The sequence below is a fragment of the Paraburkholderia nodosa DSM 21604 genome, assembly GCF_000519185.1.
Lineage (GTDB): Bacteria > Pseudomonadota > Gammaproteobacteria > Burkholderiales > Burkholderiaceae > Paraburkholderia > Paraburkholderia nodosa.
In genome coordinates, this window is sequence record NZ_JAFA01000017.1 from 149,865 (window position 1) to 172,161 (window position 22,297).

Genomic DNA, 22,297 nt, shown 5'->3' on the forward strand with positions numbered 1-22,297 from the left:
TACGTTTATGGACACCGGGTTCGTGAGCAACCTGCTGCTGGTCGTGGACAGCGGCTCGATGGCGGAGGCCGCGCGGCGCGTGGGCGTGACGCCCGCCGCGATCGCGCAGCAAATCCAGGCGCTGGAGCGCGAGCTGGGCGTGGCGCTCGTCATGCGCGCGGGGCGCACGGTCATTCCCACGGAGGCTGGCCAGCGCGTGGTGGAACGCGCCCGCTCGCTCGTGCGCGGTTTCGACGAGTTGAAAGCGCTGGCGCAGGAACAGGAAATGGGCGGCGAGCTGCGCGTGGGGACCATCACGTCGGCGCTGCTGAGCGTGCTGCCCGATGTGCTGGCGCGCTTCGCCGCCGCTTTCCCGCAGGTCAAGCTGCTGATACGCGCAGGCACCTCGACGGAACTCTTCGAGGCCTTGCAGCGCGGCGAGGTGGACGTGGCCATTTGCCTGCATCCCGCCTTCGCGCTGCCGAAAACGTACGACTGGCACCTGTTGCGCGAGGAGCCCATCGTCGTGCTCGCGCCTGCAAAGTTTGCGCGCGCCGATCCGCACGACCTGCTGCGCCGTGAGCCGTTCATTCGGTACGACCGCGCGCTGGGCGGCGGCAAGCAGGCCGACCAGTATTTGCGCCGCGCGAAGATCGCACCGCGCGAGCTGTTCGAACTGAACTCGCTGATGGCGATTGCGCTGATGGTGGATCGCGGCCTTGGCGTCTCGCTCGTGCCTGATATCGGCACGCCGCTTACGAAGGGCTTGCGGCTCGCACGCCTGCCACTGCCCGAGGAAACGGAGCCGCGTCGTTTCGGCATTCTGTGGTCGCGCGCTTCCGCGCGCAGCCGCGTGATACGGGGGATGATCGAATGTTCTGGCGAGGCGCTGCGCAGGTGAAAAAGGGGTGATACGGTCGCCCGCTTCAAGCGCCCGCTGGCTTGCCGATCCGCTTGTACCAAAGCTCGATGAACGACTCCGCCGCGGGCGAAAGCGAATGCTCGGCGCGCCGGATCAGATTGACGTCGCGCGTAACGACGGGTGCTTCGAGCTTGCGCGCGACGAGATCGCGGTGCGGAAACGCGCCGAGCAGCATGCCCGGAAAGATCGCAATGCCAAGCCCCGCCTCCGTCATGGAGAGTCCCGTTGTCATATAGGACACCTCATATTCAATGGTCTTGCGCTCACCTAACGCGAAGAGCGTCTCGTCGATCAGGCCGCGAATGCCGCTGCCCGGCTTCACGCCGATCCACGGGTAGCCGAGCGCATCGGCCCACGTTACGCGGCGCTTTTTCGCGAGCGGCGAATCCTTGCGGCAGATCGCGCAGAGCCTGTCACGCGCGAGGCATTGCAGCGTAATGCCTTCGGGTTTGTCGCTGATCGTGCCGATGCTGAATTCCACGTCGCCGGTCAGCGTGGACGCCGTGAGCCGGTCGGGCGCGGCGTCGTCGATCGACACTTCGATGTTCGGATACAGCGCGCGATATTCGGCCACGAGCCGCGGCACGATGGCCGCCGCGATGGAAGGCGTGGCGGCGAAACGCAACTGCCCGCGCTCGCGCCCGGCCAGCTCCTTCACGCTCGACTGGATCGATTCGAGGTCGCGCAACATGCGCTCGACGGTAGGCAGGATTTCGCGCGCCGCCACCGTGGGCCGCAGCGAGCGCGACGTGCGGTCGAACAGGCGCATGCCGAGCGCTTCCTCCATCTGCCGGATCAGTACGCTCACCGCGGGCTGCGTGATGAACATCTCGTCGGCGGCACGCGTGAGCACGCCGAAGCGGCAGACGAGCGCGAACGCCCGCAGTTGTTTGATAGTCGGTTGCATAAAGTAACTTTATGGAGCCATTGATTTTGTTCGATTGTCTTCATGACTATAGTGCCTTACATTGCATTGCGGCAGATTCGAGTGAAGCCGATAACGATCCGATAAAAGCAGGCCAGCCGCGAGCCGGCCGCAGGAGACAGTCGTGAGAGCAATGGATACGCGCATTCGCTGGCGCGGCGCCGTGGCGTCGACGCTCGGAAACGTGCTGGAGTGGTACGACTTCGTCGTATTCGGGTTTCTATCTATCATCATCGCGAAGCAGTTCTTTCCCGGCGACAGCGAATACGCGGCGCTCATGCTGACCACGGCCACTTTCGGCGCGGGCTTTGTGGTGCGGCCGCTCGGCGGCGTGCTGCTCGGCATGTACGCCGACCGCAAGGGCCGCAAGGCGGGCCTCACGCTCGTCATCGCCTTGATGACGCTGGCGGCCGCGATGGTGGCCTTTACGCCCGGTTTCCAGCAGATAGGACTCGTTGCGCCCGCAATCGTCTTGTGTGCCCGCCTGCTGCAGGGTATTTCGGCGGGCGGCGAGTTCGGCACGGCCACGGCCATGCTGATCGAGTACGCGCCCAAAGGGCGGCGCAATCTCTACGGCAGCTGGCAAATGTTCGCCCAGGCGCTGGGTGCGCTGCTGGCCGTGGCAATGGGCAGCGCGCTCACGCACCTCTTCACGCCGCACGCGCTCGAATCCTGGGCATGGCGCATTCCTTTCCTCTTTGGTCTGCTCATTGGTCCGGTGGGCTTCTATATCCGCCGCAGTCTGCCCGAGACCGAAGCGTTCGAGCAGATCGACAAACGCGTGAAGGCGCCGTTCAGCCGCGTGGTGTCGCAATACCCGCGCGAGCTTTTCGTGGCGACGGCGCTGAGCGCCGCGCTCAATGTCATGGCGTACGTGATCATCACCTACCTGCCGATTTATTCGGTGCAGAACCTGCACATGCCGGTGACGCTGCCCTTTACCGTGCTGCTCGCCAGCGTGCTGCTGCGCGTGGTCACGATTCCGTTCTTTGGCCATCTGGCGGACCGCGTGGGCGGCAACCGCATGATCTGCTGCTCGCTCATCGTCTTTCTTGTCGTGCTGTATCCGGCCTATTACTGGATCGTGAGCGCGCCTTCCATCGTGTCGATCATGACGGTCGAACTGCTGTTCGCGTTGCTGATCGGTGCTTCGAACAGTCCGATTCCCACGGCGCTCGCCACGCTGTTTCCCACCGAAGTGCGCTCCACGGGTCTGGCGATTTCGTACAACATCGGCGCGGCGATTTTCGGCGGGTTCTCGCCGTTCGTGCTGACGTGGCTGCTGCATACCACGGGCAACAACATGGCGCCTGCCCACTTCTGCGCGGTGTTCTTCGCGCTGGGTCTCGTTGGCGCACTCATGCTCAAGCGTGACGAACCGCATTTGAACGACCTTTCCGCGCCTTCGTCCATTTGAGCGGAGCGGCGCAACCTCGCACGCCGACGCTTCGATTCACACGATAAGGATGACGAAGCGTTGGCCATTCCATCGACAAATCTCGAACAGGAGACACCAGCATGCCCGTCATCGACGTCCATACCCATATCTTCACGCACAAGTGGCTCGAACTGCTCAAGCAGCGCGGCGGCGCCTACAACATTCAAACGCGGCCCGACGGGCAGCAGGAAGTGTTTCGCGGCAATACGCCGGTCGTGATTCCGCAGAAGGGCCATTTCGATTTCGACCTGCGCATCGAGCACATGAACGAAGCGGGCATCGACGTCTCGGTCGTTTCGCTGACGTGCCCGAACGTATTCTGGGGCGACGAGGAAACGAGCTGCCAGGCCGCGCGCGAGACCAACGACACGATTGCCGAGGGCCAGGCCGCGCACCCCGAGCGTATCCGCTGGTTCGCTTCGCTGCCGTGGGAGTATCCGCAACGCGCGGTGCAGGAACTGGAGCGCGCCTGCGCCAACGGCGCGAGCGGCGTCATGGTGCTCGCCAACGTGGCGGGCCGCAGCCTCACGGACCCGATGTTCGCGCCGGTCTGGGCCGAGATCGACCGGCGCTCGCTGCCGGTGCTCGTGCATCCCACCGATCCCCCGGGCGTCGAACAAATGGACATGACGAAATTCGACCTGAGCTGGTCGGTGGGCTTCATGTTCGATACGACGCTCGCCATCACGCGCATGATCTTCGAGGGCTTCTTCGACCAGTATCCGAACCTCAAGATCATCGCCTCGCATGCGGGTGGGGCGCTGCCGTATCTCGCGGGCCGCTTCGCCAAGGGCGACGACGTGGAAATACCGCAGCGCCGCCAGATGAAGCGCAAGCCCATCGACTACCTGCGCCACATCTATTACGACTGCATCACGTATAGCCCGGCCTCGCTCGAGTTCCTGATCTCGGTGGTGGGCGTGGACCAGGTCATGTTCGGCACGGACTGGCCGCACCAGGTGCATGACACGCGCGGTGCGTTTGCCAATACCGCGCGCCTGCCGAAAGCACAAAGCGACGCGGTGCGCGGCAGCAACGCGCTGAGAGTGTTTGGTTTCTGAGCGATGGAACCGGCAGGCGCGGCGTGTGGGCCGCGCCTGTCGACCTGAAGTTCGAGCCTATTCCGCGAAAAGATCCGGTCCGAAGACTTCGTAGTGAATCCGGGCTTCGTGAACGCCGAGATTCTTTAGCGCATCGTGCTGCATGCGCATGAAGGGAATCGGGCCGCAAATGTAGTAGTCGGCGTCGGGTTGCAGAATCGCCTGCTTGATCTGCCCGATGTCGACGAACCCCGCGTAATCGAAATCGCGGCCTTGCACATCGCCGGGCAGCGGCTCGTTGTAGAAAATCACGAGGTGGAAGTTGGCGTTCGTGGTCGCGGTCTCGCGCAGACGGTCGCGCATGGCGTGCACGGCGCTATTGCGCGCGCCGTGCACGAACACCACTTTGCGCTGCGGATCCTGAAGCGCACGCTTGAGCATGCTGATCATCGGCGTGAGGCCCACGCCGCCGCTGATGAGCACGATAGGCGTATGCGCGTTCACGTCGATATGGAAGTTGCCATAAGGCGCGGCCAGTTTCACTTCGTCGCCCACGTTCACGTGGTCGTGCAGCAGGTTCGAAACATAGCCGGCCGGCTGCGGGCCGCCCGCCTCGCGCTTCACGGAAATGCGATAGGTCCGGCCATTGGGCATGTCGGAAAGACTGTATTGCCGGATCTGCTGCAAGCCGAGCGCCGGCACGGTCACGCCGATGCTGATGTACTGGCCAGGCTCGAAGTTCGCGACCGGGCCGCCATCGGCCGGCTCGAGTATGAATGAGGTGATGATGCTGCTTTCGGGCCGCTTCTCGCGCACGACGAACTTGCGCCAGCCGGTCCAGCCGCCCAGCTTGTCGCCGGAACCTTCATAGAGTTCGCTTTCCATGCCCATGAGCACGTCGGCGAGATTGCCGTAGGCCTGCGCCCATGCGGAGATGATGTCCTCGGTGGCCGCGTCGCCGAGCACGTCCTTGATCGCGCCTAGCAGATGTTCGCCAACGATAGGGTAGTGCTCGGGCAGCACGCCGAGGCTCGCGTGCTTGTTTGCAATGTTCTTGAGCACGGCCGCGAGGCTCGAAGGGTCTTCGATGTTTTCCGCATAGGCATAGACGGCGCGCGCGAGCGCCTGCTGTTGCTGCCCCTGTTCCTGATGCGCCATGTTGAACACATTCTTCAGTTCAGGGTGGGCTTCGAAGAGCCGCGTGTAAAAACGCTTGATGATGGCGTAACCGTGGTCGGCGAGCACGGGCGCGGTCGCCTTCACGATGTCCTTCGTTCGCTGCGTGAGCATTGTCGGTCCTCCTTGCACGAGTGGGGAAGTGCGCATACTCGTTCCAGTCTAGACAATGACAGCCGCGATCGCCGGGTCCAATGGCAGCGGCTCACTCCTCCTTGTCGTCCGCTGCGCTGGTACCCACGATCATGCGCACGCGTTTGCGAATTTCCGAATCGAGAATCAGTCGCCCGCGCAGCTTGCCTTTCATTCGCTTGACATGCTTGGGCGCCTCCGTCATGTGCTCGACCATCAGCGCGCGCACGCGCTCGACGTCGCGCTCGCGCGCGGCCTTCACGATCTCGCGGTGAATCTTGACGTTGGAAGCGCCAAAGCGGCGGTGTTCCGCAATGGGCGTGTCGTTCCTGAACTCGATCAGCTGGCGGATCATTTCGTTGATGAGCTCGCAGATGAAGCGCAGGAACGGATTGGGATTCGCGGCCGCCAGGATGTCGTGAAAGGTCATGTCCTCCTGGCGCTGACGCACGAGGTGGCCGCGATCGTGGGGCCCGCTCGCGCCATCGCAGCATTCGATATTCGCTTCGAGCGCGGCGAAGTCCGCTTCGGTGAGATGCGGCACGGCGCCTGCGGCGAGTTCGGGTTCGAGCTGCTGGCGCACGGTATAGATGTCGTCGATCGAGACATCCTTGAAGAACAGATAGTTCTGCAGCAACTGCAGCGTGCGGTCGAGCGGCACTTCCACCACCATGCCGCCGCCGCTCGGCCCCGTGGACACCTTGATGAGCCCTTGCACCTCGAGCGACTTGAGCGCCTCGCGGATCGTGCTCTTGCTGACCGAATAGAGCTGCTGCAACTCGGCCTCGCGCGGCAGGCGGTCGCCCGGTTTCAAGTCCTTTTCGGTAATGAGGCGCTTGATCTCCTCGGCGACGAGATCGCCGCGCTTGGGCTGCTTGATTTCGACGGCGGTCCCCGATCTGACCCGGTTCGTGACCATCTTCGCGACTCCCTGCGTGAGGTTGTTTGGTTGTTTCGCGCCGGCCGCGCCGGCTTTCATGACCAGGCGCGGCGAAGCAGACGAGGTTTTTGACGGATTGACACTGAAATTAATTATACCTAGCATCGGGTTCATTCTATTTATCATGATAAATAGAATTTACCGTCTCGCGGGCCGCCTCGTATGCGCCGGTGCGGTTTTGCAGTGTGTCGCGTCGTTCGTGTGTGTTTCCCCACAAGGAGCCTCAACTTGAATCGCCGAGAACTGTTGAAACTGGCCGCGCTGTCGGCCATGCCGGGCGCGCTGAGCGTCCTGTCGTCCTCGCGGGCGTTCGCGCAGGGCGCATCGGGCGTGCAACTGGCCTGCCCCGTGCCGATGTCGGGGCCGTTCGCGGCCAACGGCAAGTACGCCGATCTCGGCATGCAGCTCGCGGTCAAGCAGTACGGCAAGGTGCTCGGCTTGCCGCTCGACTACACCACGCTCGACACCGAGGGCAAGCCCGCGACGGCCGTGCGCCGCGTGCAGGAGATCGAGCAGCAAAAGGGCGTGCGCTTCTTTGCCGGCGGCGTGCTGTCTTCCGAAGCGCTTGCCATGGGCAAGGAAGTCGACAAGAGCGGCGGCGTGTTCATCACCACGGCCGGCGCCGACGAAATCACGGGCAAGGACTGCAATGCCGCGACCTTCCGCTGGTCGGTGCCGACGTTCGGCGCGATCGAGCAGACCGTGCGCCCGCTCATCCAGATGCAGCCGAAGGCCAAACGCTGGTACACGATCACGCCGCAATACGTGTTCGGCGAGGGGCTGCTCACCGCCGCGAAGAACGTGTTCAAGGAGAAGGGCATCGAGCACGTGGGCAACAGCTACCACTCGCTCACCGAAAAGGAGTTCAGCGGCTATCTGACGAACGCCGTGGCGGCCAAGCCCGACGTGCTGCTCATTCTCAACTTCGGCTCGCAGTCATCCGATACGCTGCGCCAGGCCGTGAGCTTCGGCATGAAGAACAACTGCACGATCCTGATGGCGTGGGCCTCGGGTCTCGAGCAGTTCGAGGCGCTCGGCGCGGACCTGTGCGACGGCGTGTACTTCGGCGCGCAGTACTGGCACGGCATCGACACGCCGCTCAATCACGATCTCGTGCAGCGCACCCAGGCGGCCTTCAAGGCGAACCCGAACTACAGCCTCGCGGGCTCGTACATCTGCTCGAAGATCCTGCTCGACGGCATGGTGAAGGCGGGCAGCGCCGACCCGAAGAAGGTCATTGCGGCGCTGGAAGGCATGAAATATGCGGGTTTGACGGGCCCCGAGGAAATTCGCAAGGGCGACCACCAGGTGCTCAAGAACTACTATCTTCTGAAGGGCAAGAAGAAGTCGGCGATGAAGAATGCCGACGACTACGTGGACATCGTCAGCTCGGGGCAGTCGTTCCTTCCGCTCGACAAGACGGAGTGCAAGATCGCCTGAGGTTTCATCGCGGCCTCGGGTGCCGCTCGTTCGTCACTTCTACGCTACGCACGCCATGAATGTCTATCTGCTGCAGATCATCAATGGAATCGGCGTCGGGATGTTGTATTTCCTGCTGGCGGTCGGTCTTTCGATCGTCTTCGGCCTGTTGCGCTTCGTGAATTTCGCGCACGGCGCGTTCTATCTGCTCGGCGCATATTGCTGCTATCAGTTTCTGCAATGGACGGGCAGCTTCTGGCTCTCGCTCGTGGTGGTGCCGGTCGTGGTGGGCGCGCTCGCGTGGGTCGTCGAGAAACTCGTACTGCGGCATATCTATGCGCAGCAGCATGAGTTCCATATTCTCGCGACCGTCGGGCTCGCCCTGGTGATCCAGGAATGCGCAATTCTCGTGTGGGGACCGCTCGGCGACAACGTGGCCGTGCCCGACGCGCTCAATGGCGTGGTGATCTGGGGCAGCTTCGTCTATCCCAAGTACCGCCTCTTCGTGATCGGCTTCACCGCCGTGCTCGCCGTGCTGCTCTGGTGGGTGCTCGAAGGCACGCGCCTTGGCAGCGCGGTGCGCGCAGGCAGCGAGTCGTCGGAGATGGTGTCGCTGCTCGGCATCAACGTCACGCGCGTGTTCAGCCTCGTGTTCGCGCTCGGCGCGGCCACGGCGGCGCTCGCGGGCGTGCTGGCCGCGCCCATTCGCGGCGTCGATCCGTTCATGGGGCTCGAGGCGTTGAGCGTGGCCTTCGTCGTCGTGGTGGTGGGCGGCATGGGCAACTTCCTCGGCGCGCTGGTGGGCGGCCTGCTGGTCGGCATCGTGCAGAGCCTGATGAGCACGCTCTGGCCGCAAGGCGCGCAGCTCATGATCTATGTGGCGATGGCGGCGGTCCTGCTGCTGCGTCCGAACGGACTGCTCGGGAGGGCCGCATGATCGAGTCGACGAAGCTCGCCACCGGCGCGGGCACACGCGATGCGGCCGGGCCCGGCGGCCTGCTGCGGCGCTATCGCTATGTTCTCCTTGCAATCGTCGTGGTATGCGCGTTGCCGCTCACCATCCGCTCCGGGTCGCTCGCGACCGAAGTGCTCGTGTTCGCGCTCGCGGCGCTGGGCTGCAATCTGCTGCTGGGCTTTACGGGACTGCTCTCGTTCGGTCAGGGTATTTTCTTCGGCCTCGGCAGTTACAGCGCCGGCATCCTGCTTACGCACGGCGTGCCTTCGGTGCTCGCGGCGCTTGCGGCTGCGGCTGTGCTCGGCGCGCTCGCGGCGGCGGTGGTCGGCTGGTTTTCCATACGCCAGCGCGGCACCTACTTCGTGATGCTCACGCTTGCGTTCGGCCAGCTGTTCTACTTCCTCGCCTACTCGTTGCCCGACGTCACCGGCGGCGACAACGGCCTGCTCGACATTCCGCGTCCTGCGCTTTCGCTCGGATCGCACACGCTCGTCGCGCTCGATTCGCCGTGGCAGTACTACGGTTTCGTCGCGGCGGTGTTCGTGGTCGTATTCGCGCTGATGGTGCGCGTCTCGCATTCGGTATACGGGCGCACGTTGCTTGCGATTCGCGACAACGAAGCGCGTGCGGGTGCGGCGGGCTATCACGTGAGCCGCTTCAAGCTGATGGCGTTCGTGATCTCCGGCGCCGTCACGGGTCTCGCCGGCGCGCTGCACGCCATGATGACCGGCATCGCGCCGCTGTCCAACATCGACTATCACACGAGCGAAATGATCCTGCTGATGACGGTGATAGGCGGCAGCGGCAACCTGTTCGCCTCCGTCATCGGCGCCGCATTCTACGTGCTCTTTGCCGACTGGCTCTCCACCTTGTGGCCGCGCTGGCTGCTCCTGCTCGGCCTCGTGCTGATCGCAGTGAGCCTCTTCATGCAGCGCGGCTTGTGGGGTCTGGGCGAGCGCGTCGTGGCCGCGCTGCGGCGTAGTGACGGCGCGGATGCACACAGCAAGGAGCAGCCATGAGCGAAGCGATTCTGGAGGCGCGCGGCGTGGTGAAGCGCTACGGCAAATTCACGGCGCTTTCCGGCGTGGACCTGCGCATCGCGCCGCGCACGGTGCATTCGGTGATCGGGCCGAACGGCGCGGGCAAGACCACGCTCTTTCACGTGCTCACGGGCACGGTGCCGATTTCTTCGGGTTCGATCGTATTCGACGGCCACGACATCACGCGCGAGCCCGATCACAAACGCGTGCGGCGCGGCATTGCGCGCTCGTTCCAGGTGACGAGCCTGTTCCAGAACCTGAGCGTGCGCGAGAACCTGCGCGTGGCGGCGCAGGGCGTGCAGGCGCGCCGCGCGCTCAACGCCTGGACACCGCCACACGGCGCGCTCGCCCACACGGAGACGGTCGAGCGCGTGCTGGAGCGCCTCGCGCTGCAACGCCATGCGGATACGGCGGCGGGTGCGCTTTCGCATGGCCAGCAGCGGCGCCTCGAAGTGGGCATGGCCCTGGCCGCGCGGCCGCGCGCGATCTTTCTGGATGAGCCGACCTCGGGCATGGGCATCGACGACCTCGACGACATGAAGGCGCTGATACGCGGTCTGCGCGACGAGTATACGGTTGTGCTCATCGAGCACAACATGGGCATCGTGATGGACATCTCCGACACCATCACGGTGATGCAGCAGGGCCGCGTGCTCGTGGAAGGCAAGCCCGACGCGATACGCGGCGACGAGCGCGTGCGCAGCGCCTACCTCGGCAACATGATTACGGGAGGCCGCGCATGATGCTCGACGTGCGGGATATTCACGCGTATTACGGCAAGAGCCATATTCTGCAAGGCGTGTCGCTGCAGGTGAACGAGGGCGAAACGGTCACACTGCTCGGCCGCAACGGCGCGGGCAAGTCCACGACGCTCAAGACGATTGCGGGCGTGGTTGCGCCGCGTGGCGGTGTGATTGACTTCTCCGGCAAGACAGTGAGCGGGCGAGCCGCGCATCGCATTGCGGCGGCGGGCCTCTGTTTCGTGCCGGAGCATCGAGGGATATTCCGCTTGCTGAGCGTGGAGGAAAACCTGCGCCTCGGCGCGCGCAAGGATTCGCCGTGGCAACTCGAAGACATCTACCGGATCTTCCCGCGCCTGAAGGAGCGGCGCAAAAACGGCGGCGCGCAGCTTTCGGGCGGCGAGCAGCAGATGCTCGCGATCGGGCGCGCGCTCATGAATCATCCGCGTCTTCTCATGCTCGATGAACCGGTGGAAGGCCTCGCGCCCGTGATCGTCGAAGAGATCGTCGAGCAACTCAAGCAGATCAAGACGGCGGGCGTGGCGATCGTACTGGTCGAGCAGAACCTCGAAGTGTGCACGCAACTGGCGGACCGGCATTACATCATCGAGCAAGGCGTGATCGTCTACGCAGGCAGCAACGCGGAGTTTGCCGCCGATCATACGGTCAAGGACCGCTATCTGGGCGTGGGCGTGGTTTGAGCGTCGCAGCCCATTCAAGCAAGGAATCCAATCGATGCAAGTTCAGGAAATGACTCGCGTTCCGGTCGAAAACCTGCGCACGAACGGCGCGCGCCTGTGGGACAGCCTCATGCGGCTCGCCGAAATCGGCGCGACGGAAAAGGGTGGCGTGTGCCGCCTCGCACTCACGCCACTCGACCGTGAGGGGCGCGATCTGTTCGTGGCATGGGCGAAGGCGTTGGGCTGCACGGTACGCGTGGATGCCATCGGCAACATCTTCGCGCGGCGCGCGGGTGAGCGCGCGGACCTGCCGCCTGTGATGACCGGCAGCCATATCGACACGCAGCCCACAGGCGGCAAGTTCGACGGCAACTACGGCGTGCTGGCGGGCCTCGAAGTGCTGCGCACGCTGGAAGAAGCGGGTGTGCGCACGCTCGCGCCGCTCGAAGTGGCCGTGTGGACCAACGAGGAAGGCTCGCGCTTCGTGCCGGTGATGATGGGATCGGGCGTGTTCGCCGGCGCGTTCACGCCGGAGCATGCGCTCGCGCAGCGCGATCGGGATGGCGTTTCGGTAGCCGAATCGCTCGAGAAAATTGGCTATGCGGGTGAGCGTGAGTTCGCGCCGCATCGCGTGGCGGCTTATTTCGAGGCGCATATCGAGCAGGGACCCGTGCTCGAAGCGCACGAAAAGACCATAGGCGTGGTGCAGGGCGCGCTCGGCCAGCGCTGGTACGACGTGACGGTGCACGGCATGGAGGCGCATGCGGGGCCCACGCCGATGGATTCGCGTCGCGACGCGCTGCTCGTTGCGGCGGGCCTCATTCAGGAGGTCAATCGCATCGCGCTTGCGCACGCGCCGCACGGGCGCGGCACCGTGGGCTGGCTCGACGTGCATCCCAATTCGCGCAACGTGATTCCGGGGCGCGTGACGTTCACGGTGGACCTGCGCGCCGCCGATGACGCGGCGCTCTCGGCGATGGACGCACAACTGCGCGCGGCGTGCAGCGCGGCGGCGCGCCAGGCAGGCGTGAACATCGACGTCGAGCAGGTCGTGTACTTCCCGCCGCAGCCCTTCGATCCCGCTCTCGTGGAAGCCGTGCGAGCGGGCGCGCAAACGCTCGGCCTCTCCGCCATGGACGTGGTGAGCGGCGCGGGCCACGACGCCGTGTATCTGGCGCGGGTGGCGCCCACAGCGATGATCTTCGTGCCGTGCAAGGACGGCATCAGCCATAACGAAATCGAGGACGCGCGCCCCGAGCATCTGGAGGCCGGCTGCAACGTGCTGCTGCACGCGATGCTCGCGGCGGCGGGCGTGGCCGCGAGTGTGGCCAGCGCGCGTGAGGAGGGCGACGCATGAAAATCCTGATCGCGCGGATGAATCACGAAACCAATACGTTTTCGCCGGTGGCCACGCCGCTTGCCGCATTCGGCGGCAACGGCCCCGCGTGGGGCGAAGCGGCGTATCGCGAGAACAAGGGCATGCGCACGGCGATGTCGGCGTTCATCGACGCGGCCGAGCGCGAAGGCGCGCAACTCGTCACGCCCGTTTCGGCTTCAGCGAATCCGAGCGGCCCCGTTGCCGCCGACGCGTATGACGCGATCTGTGACGCTATCGTCGCCGCTGCACCCGGCTGCGGCGCGGTGATGCTCGACCTGCACGGCGCGATGGTTGCGCAGCAGACGGCGGACGGCGAGGGCGACCTGCTCGCGCGCGTGCGCGCCGCGTTGCCCGATGCGCCGATTGCCGTCGCGCTCGATCTGCACGGCAACGTCACGCAGAAGATGATCGACAACGCGGACGTGATCGTGAGCTTCAAGACCTATCCGCACGTGGATATGTACGAGACCGGCGAACACGCGGCGCGTCTGCTGCTCGATCGCATGCATGGTCGCGCGCAGCCCGTGCTCGCGTGGCGGCAGCCGCCGTTGCTCACCTCCACGCTGCGCAGCGCGAGCGCCGAGGGCGCGATGCACCGCGCCGTCGAAGCGGCGCGCGAGGCAGAGGCGCAGGGCATGCTGGCCGTTTCGGTGCTCGCGGGATTTTCGCTTGCCGACATTCCCGCGCCGTGCATCAGCGTGGTGGTGGTGGGCAACGGCGACACGGCGGCTGCCGATGCGGTGGCGGAGCGCATCGCGCGGCAGATCTGGGACGAACGCGGCGAATTCGTCTATCGCAGTCCGCCTCTCGAAGCATCGGTCGCGCGGGCGGCGCAACTGGCGCAGGGTGCCGACAAACCCGTGCTGCTGCTCGACCACGGCGACAACTGTATGTCGGGCGGCACCTGCGACACGATGGACCTGCTCGAAGCCGCACTCGCGCAGGGGCTCACAGGCATGGTGAGCGGGCCGCTCTGCGATCCGCAAGCGGTGGCGGCGTTGATCGAAGCGGGCGTGGGCGCGAGGGTCACGCTGGGTGTCGGCAACAAGCTCGCGCGCGAAGGCGTGGGGCCGCGCGCGCCCTTCATGGCGACGGGCGTGGTGCGCGCGATCACCGACGGCGAATATGTGATCACGGGCCCGACCTACACGGGCCAGCGCGCGTACATGGGGCGCGCGGCGGTGCTCGATATCGGCGCGGCCACGCTCGTCATGACCGAACGCACCCACGAGCCTTGGGATCTCGGTGTCTTCGAGAGCGTGGGCATCGACCCGCGCCGCGCGCGCTTCCTGCTGCTCAAGTCGCGCATGTACTGCCGCCCGGTGTTCGTGCCGATAGCGGCCGCACTGGTGGAATGCGACAGCCGCGGCGTGACCGGCTCCGATTACGGGCTCTTTCACTACGAGCGCCTTGCGCGCCCCCTGTATCCACTCGATGCCGACATGCCGTGGCGCGGCAGTTGAGCATTGAGACAGCGTTGGTCGTACGTCGATAGCCAGGCAGTGCGAAGAAACGTCCTCCACTTCGAAAGGAAACCTTCATGCGTTTGCTGCTCGCGATGTTCAAGCACGAAACCAATACGTTCTCGCCGGTTCCCACTCCGTTCGAGCGCTTCTTTCGCCGTACGGGCGGCGCCATCTCGGGCGAGGCCGCGCTCGAAGTCTACCGCGGCACGGGCGGGGCGCTGGGCGCCTACATCGACGTGGCCGACGAACTGGGCGCGCAGATCGTGCTGCCCGTTGCCGCCGACGCCTTCCCGAGCGGACCCGTGCATGACGACGCCTATCGCCGGATCACGGCGCTGATTCTCGACGCGGTGGCGAAGGGCGGCTACGACGGCATCCTGCTCGATCTGCACGGCGCCATGGTCACGCAATCGCTCGACGACGGCGAAGGCACGCTGCTGCGCCGCCTGCGCGAGATCGATCCGCATACGCCGGTCGGTGTGACGCTCGACATGCACGCGAACCTCTACGACGACATCGTGAAGCACGCGACGGTCGTCACCGGCTATCACACCTACCCGCACGTGGACATGTACGAGGCCGGACTGCGCGCGGCGCGCATTCTCGTGCGCACCATCGCGGGTGAGATCAAGCCGGTGATGGCGTGGGGCAACAAGCCCATGCTGCCTCATGTGATGCGCCAGGGCACGCACGCCGAGCCGAACAGGTCGCTGCAGGCGCGCTGCATGGCATACGAGGAAGGCGAGGCGCTGGCGGCTTCGCTGTTCGTGGGCTTCCCGAATGCCGATATCGAGAACGCGGGACTGAGCGTGGTGGTCTGCACCGATGACGACGAGGCGAAGGCGGGCAGGCTGCGCGATGCGCTGCTCGACGAAGCGTGGCGCGAGCGCGAGACGTTTCTCTATGCGAGCGAGCCGCTGGTGGAATCGGTCGCACGCGCAAAGGCTTCGACGACAGCAGGCCCCCTTGTGCTGCTCGACCATTGCGACAACACCGCGTCGGGCGGAACGATGGATACCACAGAAGTGCTCGCGGAGGTCCTGAATCAAGGGCTCGACAACGCGGTGTTCTATGCGGTCTACGATCCACAGGCGGTGCAGCAGGCGATCTCAGCAGGCATCGGCAATGACGTCACGCTCTCGCTAGGCGGCAAGCTGCCGATGCCCGCCTTGCAGGAGACGAGCCGCTCCATCGAAGTGACGGCGCGCGTGAAACTCGTTTTCGACGGCGTGTTCCGCAATCGCGGGCCGATGTATCGCGGCGCGCTCAACAATACCGGGCCGACCGTCGTGCTCGACACCGGCAAGGTGGAAATCGTGGTGGTTTCGGCGCATCAGGAGCCGTTCGACCTGAACTGCCTGTCTTCGGTGGGCATCGACCCCACGCAAAAGCGGTTTATCGTGCTGAAGAGCCGTGTGCACTGGCGCGCCGGATTCGGCGATCTCGCGCGCGCGGTGATCGAATGCGCGGGCGTGGGCGTCACGACTTCGGATTACGGCAAGCTCGAATTCAGGAAGGTGCGGCGGCCGATCTATCCGCTCGATGCGATCTGACCGCCGCAGAAATATGACTCAGTACCCCTGTACCCAATGCCCCGGAATCCACACCCACTGGTTGCCTTCCCAGCGGTAGTGTCCCTTGGCCCAGGCATAGCCCTGGGCGGGTGCGGGCGGCGGCGTCTCGACGCGCGGCGCCGGTTCCGGTGGGTGGGCCGGCTCCACGATACACGCGGAAAGCAGGGCGGCGCAGGCGACCAGGGTCACGGGGTGCAGTAATTTTATTTTCATGACGGGTGTCCTCCACTGACTGAAATTGTTTGGTTATCCGAACGACTGGCTGGTCTCGTCGCGTGGCGGCATCCGGGGCCACGCAAAGCGGCCCGCTTCGGTGTTTGTCTGTTCCTCACCGTTCATGCCCTTATCAAGCCCGTAGCAGCATTTTTTGTGCCTGCATCGCCGAATAGCGTCGATGCCGTGCGGTGTGGATCGAGCCCGAGGCTCTCCGCGGCCGCGCCGGCGATCAATGCATCGAGTGAGGCCGTGGGCCTGAGGTCGCGCGACTCGTAGAGATCCGTGCTGCGCAGCCCCGGCCAGTCGGCCTGTACACGTCCCCCCGCCACGGCGCCGCCCACGAGCATCGCCACCGAAGCCTGCCCGTGGTCGGTGCCGCCCGTGCCGTTCGCCGCAGCCGTGCGGCCGAACTCGGTCGCGACGAGTACCGTGGTCTTGTCCCACGCGGGGCCGAGGCCGTCGCGCAGCGAGGCGAGCATCGTGTCGAGCGCTTTTAGCTGATTCGCGAGCCGCGCGTTCTGCGCGCTGTGCGTGTCCCATCCGCCGGTTTCGATCATGGCGATGCGCGGGCCATCGGGGCGCGAGAGGAAGCTCGCCGCAAGCTTGCCGACGCTCGCGGGGTCCTGGCGCGCGCTGGCGTCGCCCGCAAGCCCACGCGCGTTCATCGCCGAAGTCCAGAGCGCGCGCAGTTGCGGATCGGCTTCGTAGAGCGCGGAAACGCGCGTGAGCAGATCGTCGGACGCGCTCGGCAGCGCGGAGGGCGCGTACGAACTCACCTGCACCGTGCCGCGCAGTGCGAGCGGCACGGTAGGCGCGAGCGCAATGGCGTTTTCGCGCGAGGCAGGCAGCATGGCGACGAGCCGGTTGAGCCAGCCGTCCTTGACCTGGTAGGGCGCGCGACCGCCTGTTTCCAGCACGTTCTGACCGTCGAAGTGGGAGCGGTCGCGATACGGCGAAGCGATCGCATGCACGAACAGCGCTTGCTTCTCGCCATACATCTGCGCCATCTGGACGAGCGACGGATGCAGTGCGAACGTGCCGTCGAGTTTCGTAGCCTTGTCGATGTCGATGGCGAGCGGGCCGCGCAGCGTGGCGTAGGCCGGCTCCGCATAGGGCACGACGATGTTGAGCCCGTCGGCCGCGCCGCGCTGGATCACGAACACGAAGCGGCGCTCGGTTTCGACGCTGGCGAACACGATCCGGGGCGCGACGAGCATCGCGCCCGCGCCGGCGGCGGCGACGCGCAGGAAATGGCGGCGGGAAACCATGGCGGTTATCTCCTCAGGAAATCGGGCGAGACGAGCAGCAAGGCGATCGCGGTGGACGCGCTTTCGGCATGGGCGACTGCGGTGGCCGTGGGCGCGCTGAGCGTGGCGCCCATGAGCGTGTTGCCGAGCGTGCGCGGGTCGAGCCGGTCGCCCACGCGCGCCGAGAAGCGCTGCGCGACTTCCACGCGGCGCACGAGCGCGTCGGGCGCGGCCCAGCTTGCGGCGATGTCGTCGTAACCGGCGGGGGAGCCCGGCCGCCACACCGGCTGGCCGAGCTGCGTGAGCAGCGGCGCCGCATTGATGTCGCCCGCGTCGCCGGGTTCGCGCCAGCCGAGGCCTCGCATCGACGAAACGGTCCACTCCCACGGCGTCTTGAACTTCACATCGACGGGCGCCCACGCTTGCGGCGCTTCAACGAGCGCGCGGTACACGGTGGGCAGATCGCCGCCGCTTTGCTCGAAGGCGAGCGCGAGACGCTCGGTGAGCGCGGGCGGCGGATTGTCGGCGACGAAGTGGCGCGCGAGCTGGAACGCGATATGGCGGCTCGTGGCGCTCGCGTGCGCGAGGTCGTTCAGGATGGCGAGCGCCTGCTGCTCGCCCGGTTGATCGTAGCGCTTGCCCATCACGGTGCGCGTGCCCGGCTCGTGCAGCGCGGGGCGAAACACGAAGCTGCCGGGCGCAGCGTTCCCGGGCTGCGGCCCGCGCACGCCTGCCACGCTCCAGCCCGTGAGCGCACGGGCGAATTCGGTCACGTCGTCCTGGGTGTAGCCGGTGCGCACGCCGAGCGTGTGCAGCTCCATGATCTCGCGTGCGAGGTTCTCGTTCAGGCCGCGCTTGTGCGCGGGGTCGCGCTGATCGGCGCGCAGCGCGGCGCGGCTGTCCGGACCCACGGAGCGCGTCTGATCGAGAAAGAGCTGCATGGCAGTGTGTTGCTCGACGGCGACCAGCATGTCGGCGAAATTGCCGAGCACGTGCGGCCGGATCGCTTCCATTTCGAATGCGCCCGCAATGCCCGCAATCAGCGCCTTGTCCACCGATACGGCGAAGTGGTTCGACCAGAAATGCACGAGGCGCTCGACGAAAGGCGTGTCGGTCTGCAAGGCGCTCGTGAGGCGCGCGTTGACCGCGCTGCGGTAGATGCCCACGCTCTCGCGGCGGATCGCCTGGTTGACCGCGCGGCGTGCGACTTGTCGTGTGTTTTCTTGTGCGTTCGTCTCTGAAGCCGCGCTCGCTGCCGCGTTGCCCGCCATGCCTTGCTGGCGCTCCGCCCCGAAGCGCGCGGCGAGCGCCAGTGCGCCGGGCTCGTTGCGCCATGCGGCCGGCAGCGGTTCGTATGCCTGGAATTGGCCGAGCAGCCAGACTTGGGGGTTAGCGGGCGGCGTCTCGTCGGCGCGCGCGCCGAGGCCGAAGCGGTTCATGGCGATCGCACCGGCGCGGGCATTCGAAAGGCTTTCCATGCGCGGTCCTTGTGCTCGTTGGAGCGTTGCGTATTCTCGTTAAACGCTCGTCGCCCACGCTATCCGTCGCTGGTCCGCCAAATTATTTACTGTGCGCCGCTCGCCTCGCTGACGGCGTTCTGCGGCTGCTTTTGCGGCTGCGCCGGCAGCCGCCACTGGCCGCGTTTCTCGAGCCCTTCGACGAACTTCACGCGTTCTTCGGGCGTGAGCGTGGCCGCGAAATCGACCACGCCGCTTTCGATTTGCGCGCGCAACGCGCTGTCGGCCGTGCGCGTGCGCTTGAGCGCGGCGTCGATGGCGTTGCGGTCGAGTTGCGGCGCGGCGAGCAGGTCGAGCACTTCGCGCCGTCCGTCGCGTCCGTCGCGCGCGAACTCGCGGCCTTCGCGGCGCGAGGACTTGAGCGCCTGGGCGAACTGCTGCTGGCGTTCCGGCGAAAGCTCTTCGGTGGCGAAGCGCAACGCCACGCGTTGCGTCGCTTGTGCTTGCGGCTCGCCGCGTACGGCGAACCAGCGCCACGCACCGCCTGCAATCGCGCCGAGCAGAAAAACGTTCAGGAGTACCGAGCCGACGAGCAGTGTTTTCCATGAGCAGCCGTTCATTCGTCACTCCCTTCGGCGCCGGGGTTGAGGTTCGATTCGCCCCAGTCCGAACTGGTCCCCCCAAAGCTCGTGCTGAGATACGTCTCGTGCGGGGCTGCGGGCGTCGCGCCGCCGAGGACGACAAACGATATCGTCAGCGCGCCCGCAAGCGCGCCCGCGAGGCCCACGCCCGCGAAGGCCGCGCCGGACCACCAGAAGCTGCGGCGCTTCGCGGCGGCAACGGGCTTCACCGGTGCGCCAGCAACGATCTGCTCGAAGAGCGCGCGAGGGGGCGGCGCAACCATGTCGCGGCAGAGCCAGCTGTCGAGCGCCATGGCTTCGTCGAGCGCCGCGTTGGCTTCGGCGCGATGCGCACGCGCCCATGCGAGCGCGTCTTCGCGCTCGTGCTGCGGCCAGCGCTGCGGGTCGGCGCCATAAGCCGCGACGAGCGTGTGGAATCGTTCGGGTGTCATACGGAGTCCTTACCGGCGGCTTCGCCGGCCAGTTGTGCGCGCAAGGTGCGCCGGGCGCGCGCCAGCAGGCTTTCGAGCGCGTCCACCGAAATATCCATCAGGCTGGCTGCTTCGAGGTTCGAAAGCTCCTGATAGTAAGTGAGCACGAGCGCTTCGCGCTGCCGCACGGGCAGCGCCGCGAGTGCGGCGCGCACGCGTTCGTCGCGCGTGCGCGCTTCGATCTGCTGGTCGGGCGAGCCTGCGGGATCGGGGGCCGGCTCGCTCACGGCGTGCACGTCTGCTACGGTCTCTTCGCGCCGTCCGCGCAGGCGGTCGTAGCACAGGTTGAGCGCCACGCGATGCAGCCACGTGTCGAATTTCGCTTCGCCCGTGCGCCAGGTGGGCGCCTGTTTCCAGATCCGCACGAATGCTTCCTGAGCGACGTCTTCGGCTTCGCTGTGGTCGCCCAGCATGCGTGTGGCGAGTGCGATGAGGCGCGGCAGCTTGCTCGCGACGAGCGCGCGTACGGCAAGCGGATCGCGCGCGCCGACACGCGCGACGAGTTCCGCATCCGGATCGCGTTCGTTCAAGGCCTTCCCGGCCTTGTCGGTCTGCAACGATTGAACCGCAGGCGGACCCGCTGCCGCGCCGTCATAGTCGTTTCCCAGTTTGAAGTCGGGCATTCAGGCCTTATGCCGCTCGAGCCGCGCTATGCCCAGTGGCCCGGAATCCATCGCCAGTTCGGGCCATCCTCGACCCAGTGCCCCGGCACCCAGTTGTACCCCGAGCGTGCCTCGTCCCAGCGGCCGGGTTCCCAGACATACACCCCCCGGTCCCAGCGCCAGTGGCCGGACTGCCACACATAGCCCTGGCGCGGCGGCGGGGGCGCTTCTTCCCGCGGCGGAGGCGGCGGCGACGTCGGCGCGACGACCACGGGCTGCTGTGGCGGCTCATTTGGCTCGACGACCATGGGCTGCTGTGGCGCCTCATTCGGCGCGACGACCACGGGCTGTGCGAGCGCGGCCGTTGCGGTGGACGCGAACAGAGCGGCGGCAAGTGACGAACGCAGTGGTTTGCGGGTCATAATTTCTCTCCCTTGATGCAGAGGGGTCAACAGCCCCTATGAGGACTTAAACGGCGCCGCGGGGAAAATCCGTCGCGGACCATTTATTCACCACGCAATTTTCGCGCTCGGCGTCGAATTTACCGGCCTCGAAAGTAGTTGCTTGACAACTGCAATTTCCGAACCCGAAAGACTTGCGCTAAGGGTTTTTACCTAATATGAACCGCCACAAAATTGTTAAATTTCTGTCTTAGAATGGACACTCTAGATTGACTGCGGCGATGCAACATTCGTTTTCAAACATAGGAATGCAGCCGTAAGTCAAGCCATCGGGGGTTGGCGCTTTAATTAGTAAGACTAACCAAGGAGCATGATCTGATGTCCGTTTCCTCACCCGAACAATTCCGCGCGAACTACCAAGCCGGCGTCGCAGCGTTCTTTGCGCTCTCGAAGCCCGTTTTCGAGGGCGTGCAGGCCGTGATCGATCTCAACGTCCAGGCCAGCAAGGCTGCCATCGCCGAAAGCGAAGCGACGCTCAAAGGTGCCCTCCAGAGCGGCAATCCCGCCGAGTTCCTGACGCAGCAAATTGGTGCGTCGCAGCAAGCGGCCGCCAAGGCCATGTCGTACAGCCGCCATCTCGTCGACATCGCGACGACGACCCAGAACGAGTGGATTCAAGCCGCCCAGGCGCAATCGGGCGAGCACGAGCAGCGTTTCAAGGCCTTTTCCGAAGGTCTGACGCAAAACGCGCCCGTGGGCGCGGAGCCCTTCGTCGCGGCCATGAACTCCACGTTCGCAGCCATGAACAATGCCGCCGAAACGCTGCGCGGCGTGACCCGCCAGGCCATCGAAACGGCCCAGAGCGGTTTCCAGAACGTCGTCGCTTCCGCCCAGGAAGCCGCGCCGGTCGCGGTCCAGCCGGCTGCCGCCAAGGCAAGCCCGGCCAAGGCCTGATTCGCGTTCCTGCCCACCGGCAATACGCCAATGCGCGTCAACACGCGTCTTCGTCGTTCTGAATGAACGACGAAGACGCGGCGTTTGCCGGTTCAGCTTTCCAGACATCGATATTCCAGCGCATTTGCAGAGCAGGAGCTCAACATGACTGACATTGTGATCGTTTCGGCCGCACGTACGGCGGTAGGCAAATTCGGCGGTTCGCTCGCGAAGGTGGCGGCGCCCGACCTGGGCGCGATCGTCATCAAGGCCGCGCTCGAGCGCGCGGGCGTTACGCCCGAGCAGGTGAGCGACGTGATCATGGGTCAGGTGCTGACCGCGGGTTCGGGCCAGAACGTGGCGCGCCAGGCATCGATCAAGGCGGGCCTGCCCACGGCCGTTCCCGCCATGACGATCAACAAGGTGTGCGGCTCGGGCCTGAAGGCGGTGATGCTCGCGGCCAACGCGATCATCGCGGGCGATTCGGACATCGTCGTGGCCGGCGGCCAGGAGAACATGAGCGCCG

General features: G+C 65.6%; 23 protein-coding genes. 13 read left to right on the forward strand and 10 right to left on the reverse strand.

Going from position 1 to position 22,297, the window contains the following annotated elements; translation table 11 throughout:
* The first annotated feature begins 7 nt into the window (after nt 1-7).
* Entirely contained in the window at nt 8-880 is an 873-nt protein-coding gene (locus A3CW_RS0124310; RefSeq protein ID WP_028205884.1) for a LysR family transcriptional regulator, read from the forward strand.
* Nucleotides 881-905: 25 nt separating this feature from the next.
* On the opposite strand, the gene A3CW_RS47465 is transcribed toward A3CW_RS0124310, so the two are convergent.
* The gene (locus A3CW_RS47465) at nt 906-1,808 is read right to left on the reverse strand and encodes a LysR family transcriptional regulator (protein WP_051481683.1); all 903 of its coding nucleotides are present in this window, start codon (nt 1,806-1,808) and stop codon (nt 906-908) included.
* A 151-nt stretch (nt 1,809-1,959) separates the two neighbouring features.
* Here A3CW_RS47465 and A3CW_RS0124320 point away from each other — a divergent pair, with 151 nt between their 5' ends.
* On the forward strand, nt 1,960-3,243 hold the full coding sequence (locus A3CW_RS0124320) for an MFS transporter (protein ID WP_028205885.1): 1,284 nt from the start codon (nt 1,960-1,962) through the stop codon (nt 3,241-3,243).
* A gap of 101 nt (nt 3,244-3,344) precedes the next feature.
* Nucleotides 3,345-4,325, forward strand: coding sequence for an amidohydrolase family protein (locus tag A3CW_RS0124325; protein ID WP_028205886.1), 981 nt, complete (start codon nt 3,345-3,347; stop codon nt 4,323-4,325).
* Nucleotides 4,326-4,382: 57 nt separating this feature from the next.
* Here the strand turns inward: A3CW_RS0124325 and hmpA are convergent, their stop codons facing one another.
* Together hmpA and A3CW_RS0124335 are read right to left on the reverse strand one after the other, a co-directional pair.
* Nucleotides 4,383-5,594 (reverse strand): NO-inducible flavohemoprotein, encoded by a 1,212-nt coding sequence (hmpA, locus tag A3CW_RS0124330; protein WP_028205887.1) that lies wholly within the window; start codon nt 5,592-5,594, stop codon nt 4,383-4,385.
* A 91-nt stretch (nt 5,595-5,685) separates the two neighbouring features.
* Complete coding sequence (locus A3CW_RS0124335) at nt 5,686-6,531, reverse strand: FadR/GntR family transcriptional regulator (protein ID WP_028205888.1); 846 nt, start codon at nt 6,529-6,531, stop codon at nt 5,686-5,688.
* Nucleotides 6,532-6,780: 249 nt separating this feature from the next.
* Between A3CW_RS0124335 and A3CW_RS0124340 the strand changes: the two genes are divergently transcribed.
* The 8 genes from A3CW_RS0124340 (at nt 6,781) to A3CW_RS0124375 (ending at nt 15,783) form a co-directional block, all read left to right on the forward strand.
* A complete protein-coding gene (locus A3CW_RS0124340) occupies nt 6,781-7,992 on the forward strand; it encodes an ABC transporter substrate-binding protein (RefSeq protein ID WP_028205889.1) in 1,212 nt (403 codons plus the stop codon).
* A 55-nt stretch (nt 7,993-8,047) separates the two neighbouring features.
* Nucleotides 8,048-8,908, forward strand: a complete 861-nt coding sequence (locus tag A3CW_RS0124345) for a branched-chain amino acid ABC transporter permease (RefSeq protein WP_028205890.1) — start codon at nt 8,048-8,050, stop codon at nt 8,906-8,908.
* Nucleotides 8,905-9,945 (forward strand): branched-chain amino acid ABC transporter permease, encoded by a 1,041-nt coding sequence (locus tag A3CW_RS0124350; RefSeq protein ID WP_028205891.1) that lies wholly within the window; start codon nt 8,905-8,907, stop codon nt 9,943-9,945. The genes A3CW_RS0124345 and A3CW_RS0124350 overlap by 4 nt, the downstream gene beginning before the upstream one ends.
* Nucleotides 9,942-10,709 (forward strand): ABC transporter ATP-binding protein, encoded by a 768-nt coding sequence (locus tag A3CW_RS0124355; RefSeq protein ID WP_028205892.1) that lies wholly within the window; start codon nt 9,942-9,944, stop codon nt 10,707-10,709. The genes A3CW_RS0124350 and A3CW_RS0124355 overlap by 4 nt, the downstream gene beginning before the upstream one ends.
* Entirely contained in the window at nt 10,706-11,407 is a 702-nt protein-coding gene (locus tag A3CW_RS0124360) for an ABC transporter ATP-binding protein (RefSeq protein WP_028205893.1), read from the forward strand. The genes A3CW_RS0124355 and A3CW_RS0124360 overlap by 4 nt, the downstream gene beginning before the upstream one ends.
* 34 nt (nt 11,408-11,441) lie before the next feature.
* A complete protein-coding gene (locus A3CW_RS0124365) occupies nt 11,442-12,743 on the forward strand; it encodes a Zn-dependent hydrolase (protein WP_028205894.1) in 1,302 nt (433 codons plus the stop codon).
* The gene (locus A3CW_RS0124370) at nt 12,740-14,227 is read left to right on the forward strand and encodes a M81 family metallopeptidase (RefSeq protein ID WP_028205895.1); all 1,488 of its coding nucleotides are present in this window, start codon (nt 12,740-12,742) and stop codon (nt 14,225-14,227) included. Before A3CW_RS0124365 ends, A3CW_RS0124370 begins: the two co-directional genes overlap by 4 nt.
* Nucleotides 14,228-14,304: 77 nt before the next feature.
* Nucleotides 14,305-15,783, forward strand: coding sequence for a M81 family metallopeptidase (locus tag A3CW_RS0124375; protein ID WP_028205896.1), 1,479 nt, complete (start codon nt 14,305-14,307; stop codon nt 15,781-15,783).
* 18 nt (nt 15,784-15,801) lie between these two features.
* Here the strand turns inward: A3CW_RS0124375 and A3CW_RS51180 are convergent, their stop codons facing one another.
* The 7 genes from A3CW_RS51180 to A3CW_RS0124405 all read right to left on the reverse strand — a co-directional run bounded on the left by A3CW_RS51180 (nt 15,802) and on the right by A3CW_RS0124405 (nt 20,745).
* Entirely contained in the window at nt 15,802-16,017 is a 216-nt protein-coding gene (locus A3CW_RS51180) for a YXWGXW repeat-containing protein (RefSeq protein WP_081771786.1), read from the reverse strand.
* A 122-nt stretch (nt 16,018-16,139) separates the two neighbouring features.
* A complete protein-coding gene (locus tag A3CW_RS0124380; RefSeq protein ID WP_035513771.1) occupies nt 16,140-17,288 on the reverse strand; it encodes a DUF1501 domain-containing protein in 1,149 nt (382 codons plus the stop codon).
* Between the two features lie 5 nt (nt 17,289-17,293).
* Nucleotides 17,294-18,745, reverse strand: coding sequence for a DUF1800 domain-containing protein (locus A3CW_RS0124385; RefSeq protein WP_028205898.1), 1,452 nt, complete (start codon nt 18,743-18,745; stop codon nt 17,294-17,296).
* 86 nt (nt 18,746-18,831) lie between these two features.
* Complete coding sequence (locus A3CW_RS0124390; protein WP_028205899.1) at nt 18,832-19,344, reverse strand: periplasmic heavy metal sensor; 513 nt, start codon at nt 19,342-19,344, stop codon at nt 18,832-18,834.
* Nucleotides 19,341-19,796, reverse strand: coding sequence for a hypothetical protein (locus tag A3CW_RS47470; RefSeq protein WP_051481684.1), 456 nt, complete (start codon nt 19,794-19,796; stop codon nt 19,341-19,343). The genes A3CW_RS0124390 and A3CW_RS47470 overlap by 4 nt, the downstream gene beginning before the upstream one ends.
* A complete protein-coding gene (locus A3CW_RS0124400) occupies nt 19,793-20,458 on the reverse strand; it encodes an RNA polymerase sigma factor (RefSeq protein WP_081771787.1) in 666 nt (221 codons plus the stop codon). Before A3CW_RS0124400 ends, A3CW_RS47470 begins: the two co-directional genes overlap by 4 nt.
* A 26-nt stretch (nt 20,459-20,484) precedes the next feature.
* Nucleotides 20,485-20,745: a YXWGXW repeat-containing protein gene (locus tag A3CW_RS0124405; protein WP_081771789.1), complete on the reverse strand. Its 261-nt coding sequence runs from the start codon at nt 20,743-20,745 to the stop codon at nt 20,485-20,487.
* Nucleotides 20,746-21,216: 471 nt separating this feature from the next.
* On the opposite strand from A3CW_RS0124405, the gene phaP reads away from it, so the two are divergent.
* Nucleotides 21,217-21,792 carry a TIGR01841 family phasin gene (gene phaP, locus A3CW_RS0124410; protein WP_028205902.1) on the forward strand — a complete coding sequence of 192 codons (576 nt, stop codon included), beginning with the start codon at nt 21,217-21,219 and terminating at the stop codon, nt 21,790-21,792.
* Between the two features lie 144 nt (nt 21,793-21,936).
* Nucleotides 21,937-22,297, forward strand: a 361-nt coding sequence (locus A3CW_RS0124415; protein WP_028204953.1) for a thiolase family protein, incomplete at its 3' end; no start/stop codon positions are given.